General features: G+C 68.2%; 3 protein-coding genes. 2 read left to right on the top strand and 1 reads right to left on the bottom strand.

Annotated features, from left to right (window positions below):
• Together traA and AX690_RS20250 are read left to right on the top strand one after the other, a co-directional pair.
• Positions 1-2,774 (top strand): Ti-type conjugative transfer relaxase TraA (gene traA, locus AX690_RS20245; RefSeq protein ID WP_066730537.1); only part of this gene is annotated, 2,774 nt, incomplete at its 5' end.
• 11 nt (positions 2,775-2,785) lie between these two features.
• On the top strand, positions 2,786-3,466 hold the full coding sequence (locus tag AX690_RS20250; protein WP_066684834.1) for a DUF6118 family protein: 681 nt from the start codon (positions 2,786-2,788) through the stop codon (positions 3,464-3,466).
• Here the strand turns inward: AX690_RS20250 and AX690_RS20255 are convergent.
• The gene (locus AX690_RS20255; RefSeq protein WP_066684836.1) at positions 3,463-3,702 is read right to left on the bottom strand and encodes a helix-turn-helix domain-containing protein; all 240 of its coding nucleotides are present in this window, start codon (positions 3,700-3,702) and stop codon (positions 3,463-3,465) included. The genes AX690_RS20250 and AX690_RS20255 overlap by 4 nt on opposite strands.
• Between the last annotated feature and the right edge of the window lie 353 nt (positions 3,703-4,055).

Here is a 4,055-nt window from a genome sequence, read left to right on the forward strand (position 1 = left end):
GCCGGCTGCACGATGAGCGCCTCGATCGTGACCACGACTTCACCAACAAGAGCGGCGTCGTCCATTCCGAGATCATGCTGCCGGACGGCGCGCCCGAACACCTCTCTGACCGCGCCAAGCTGTGGAACACGGTCGAGGCCGGCGAAAAGCGCAAGGACGCCCAGCTGTCCCGCGAGGTCGAATTCGCCATACCCCGCGAAATGGACCGGGCGCAGGGCGTTGCGTTGGCCCGCGACTTCGTTCAGCGCGAGATGGTCGATCGCGGCATGGTCGCCGACCTCAATGTGCATTGGGACATCGGACCGGACGGTCTGGCCAAGCCCCACGCGCACGTCATGTTGTCGATGCGGGAAGTCGGCGAAGACGGCTTCGGCGCCAAGGTCCGAGACTGGAACCGCACCGAACTGGTTGAGCACTGGCGCGAGGCCTGGGCCGACCACGTCAATGAGCGGCTGGCGCAGCTCGATGTCGACGTGCGGATCGATCACCGCAGCCTAGAAGACCAGGGCATCGACCTGGAGCCGCAGCACAAGATCGGCCCGGCCGCCGGACGCATGGCCGGCGAAGGCGTCGAGGCCGAGCGGCTGGAAGATCATCACCGCATCGCCCGCGAGAACGGCGACAAGATCATCGCCGATCCGCGCATCGCCCTGGACGCCATCACCCACAGCCAAGCGACGTTCACGCGCTACGATCTGGCGAAGTTCATCCACCGCCATTCAGACGGCAAGGACCAGTTCGATCGCGCCATGAGCGCCGTACGGGCCTCGCCCGAGATGGTGGCGCTGGGCCAGGACGGGCGTGGGGACGATCGCTTCACCAGCCGCGAGATGATCGCGGTCGAGGACCGACTGCACCGCGCTAGCGAGGGGATGACCCAGCGCCGCGCGCACGGTGTCAGCGAATTGGAACAGCGCCGAGCCCTGGCGCGCGCCGCGCAACGCGGTCTTGCCCTTTCCGGCGAGCAGAAGGCGGCGTTCGAGCACGTTACCGAAGGCCGGGACCTTGGCGTCGTCGTTGGCTACGCCGGGACCGGCAAGTCGGCACTCCTGGGCGTCGCTCGCGAGGCCTGGGAGGACGCCGGCTATCGCGTCCAGGGCCTCGCGCTATCCGGCATCGCCGCCGAGAACCTGGAGGACGGGTCTGGCATTGCCTCGCGCACCATCGCCAGCCTCGAACACCAATGGGCGAAAGACCGCGAGTTGCTCGACGCGCGCGATGTGCTGGTGATCGACGAGGCCGGCATGATCGGCTCGCGGCAGATGGAGCGCCTGCTGTCGGCGGCCGAAAAGGCCGGCGCCAAGGTGGTGCTGGTCGGCGATCCCGAGCAGCTCCAGGCGATCGAGGCCGGCGCGGCGTTTCGGTCCATCGCTGAGCGTCATTCCCATGTCGAGATCAGGGAGGTCCGTCGGCAGCACGAGGCCTGGCAGCGTGACGCCACCCGGCATCTGGCCACCGGCCGCACGGGCGAAGCGCTAGCCGCGTATAATGCGCGCGGCATGGTCCACGCGGCCGAGACCCGCGACCAGGCGCGCGAGGATCTGGTCGAGCGCTGGGACCGAGAGCGCGTGGCCGAGCCGGGCAAAAGCCGGATCATCCTCACCCATACCAATGACGAGGTGCGCGAGCTCAATTTGACGGCCCGCGATCGTCTGCGCCGGGCCGGCGGCTTGGGCGAGGACGTGACGGTGAAGGCGGAGCGCGGCGAGCGTTCGTTCGCGGCCGGTGATCGGCTGATGTTCCTGAAGAACGATCGCGGGCTTGGCGTGAAGAACGGCATGCTGGGCGAGATCGAGCAGGTCTCGCCCTCCCAGATGACGGTGCGGCTCGACGCTGGCCGGTCGGTCGTTTTCGACCTGAAGGACTACGCCCAGGTCGATCACGGCTATGCCGCCACCATCCACAAGAGCCAGGGCGTCACGGTCGATCGCGCCCATGTGCTGGCCACGCCTGGTATGGATCGTCATGGCGCCTATGTCGCCCTCTCGCGCCATCGCGACGGCGTTCAGATCCACTACGGCCGCGACGAGTTCGAGGACCTCGGCAAGCTGACCCGCGTGCTGTCGCGCGAGCGCGCCAAGGACATGGCCAGCGACTTCGCGCAGCGGCGCGACATCCATGTGCCGGCGGCGATGCGGGCGAAGGAGCCGCCGCGGCGCGAGCGCGGGATGTTCGACGGGTTCAAGCCGGCCAATCCGACACGTGAGCCGACGGCGCCGGCGCGGGAGATCGGCCAGTTCGACCAGAACCGCGCGATCGAGCGCCACGCTCGCGCCGCGGCCGACGTCATACGAATGAACGACCGCGGCTTGCCCGTGCTCGCCCACCAGCGGCGGGCGCTCGAGGACGCGCGCGGCGCCATGAAAGAGGTCGGCCCGCACGCGGCCAAGGATCTGGAGCGGGCCTATCTGCGCGAGCCGGGCCTTGTCACCGAGACGGCTTCTGGGCGGACGCAGCGGGCGATCAGGGTCCTTCAGCTTGAGGCGGAGGTTCGGGCCGATCCGCGTATGCGCGCCGATCGCTTCGTCGAGCGCTGGCGGGGCTTGGAGCGGCAGCGATCAGCGCTGCATCGCTCCGGCGACATGACCGGCGCCAGCCAGGTCAAGGAGCGCATGGGCGCGATGGCCAAGGGGCTCGAGCGCGATCCCCAGGTGGAGTCGCTGCTCCGCGGTCGGCGGGCTGAGTTGGGGCTGCCGGTCGAGATGGGACGCAACGTTGGACGGGGGCTCATCGAATACCTCGGCATGGGCAGAGGACGCGGGCTTGGCCTCTAGGAGATGGAACGATGGATCAGGATGGCGCGCCAGCGGAGCCGGCCGACGCGGCGGCGGTGTTCGAGGCGCTACGGCGAGAGGTGGCGTTGTTGACGGTCGCCGTCGCGGGGCTCGCGGCCGAGCGCGCGACCGCGCCGGACTACAGCGAGACGCTCGGCGAAATCGCCAAGGGCGTTTCGGTGGCGGTCGGCCGGCTCGACAAGGTGATGGCCAGTCCCGGCCTTGCCCAGAGTCCGGCGGATCTGGCGCGGCGGATCGCGGCGGCGGGCGACGAGGCTAGGCGGCAGGACCGCGCGGCGGTTCATCAGGCCCAGGAGGCGCTGCAGCGCTCCACTCGCGATCTCGATGGGTGGATTGATCGGGCGCGGCTGGCTAGCGCGCAAAACTGGCACCTGGTTCAGGCGACCGCTGTCGGCGTCGTCGCGGGCGCGATCCTATGGGCGAGCCTGCCGATCGTGATCGTCAATGCCGCGCCGCCCGATTGGGCGTGGCCCGAGAAGAGGGCCGCGCACGTGCTTCGCCGCGACATGTGGTCGGCCGGCGAGCGCCTATTGGCCGTTGCCGACGGCGAAGGTTGGCGAACGCTTCAGCGGTGCATAACTCCGGCGGGGCAAACCCAAGTGGATCGATCCCCTCGGAGGTCGATCCGCTCGCCAAGCCCGTCAGAGCGTCTAGGTCGCCGCGCGCCCTAGCCGCCTGGCTCCAAAGGCGCGGTCAGCAAGTCGGCTGGCTTCACCTTCAGCGCCAGAGCCAACCGCTCGATATTATCGAGCGACAGGTTACGTTCGGCCCGCTCGATGGCGCCGACATAGGTCCGGTGCAGTCGCGCTTCGGCGGCCAGGTCTTCCTGGCTCATTTCAAGGCCGCGTCTAAGGCGCCGGACATTGTCGGCGACGGTGCGACGGAGCGTGGATGGCGCGGCTTTCATGGCGCCACCATCGAAAAATGATGATTATAGATCGACAGACGATGAGTAGCATCATTTGTCGGGACTATCGCTTAGCCGTTGACGCTGGCGATCTGGTTTTTGACTCCATGCGGACTGAACCCGCACGATGGCACGCCATTGTAGCGCCATGCGCCTGGACGATGGTCGCGGGGGTCTTCACCAGATCGGCGTCCGATCGGCCCCGCCACAGGCAATAGAAATTTGGCGATTTGGAAGTTGCAGGCCCGTGAGCGCTCCTGTATCGAACGCCCTCCCCCGCCGACGTTTTGCGTCGACGCCCGGATGGCCCGGTGGCGGAGTGGTGACGCAGCGGACTGCAAATCCGTGCACGC

It is taken from the genome of Caulobacter sp. CCH9-E1 (genome assembly GCF_001556515.1).
Classification (GTDB): Bacteria; Pseudomonadota; Alphaproteobacteria; order Caulobacterales; family Caulobacteraceae; genus Caulobacter.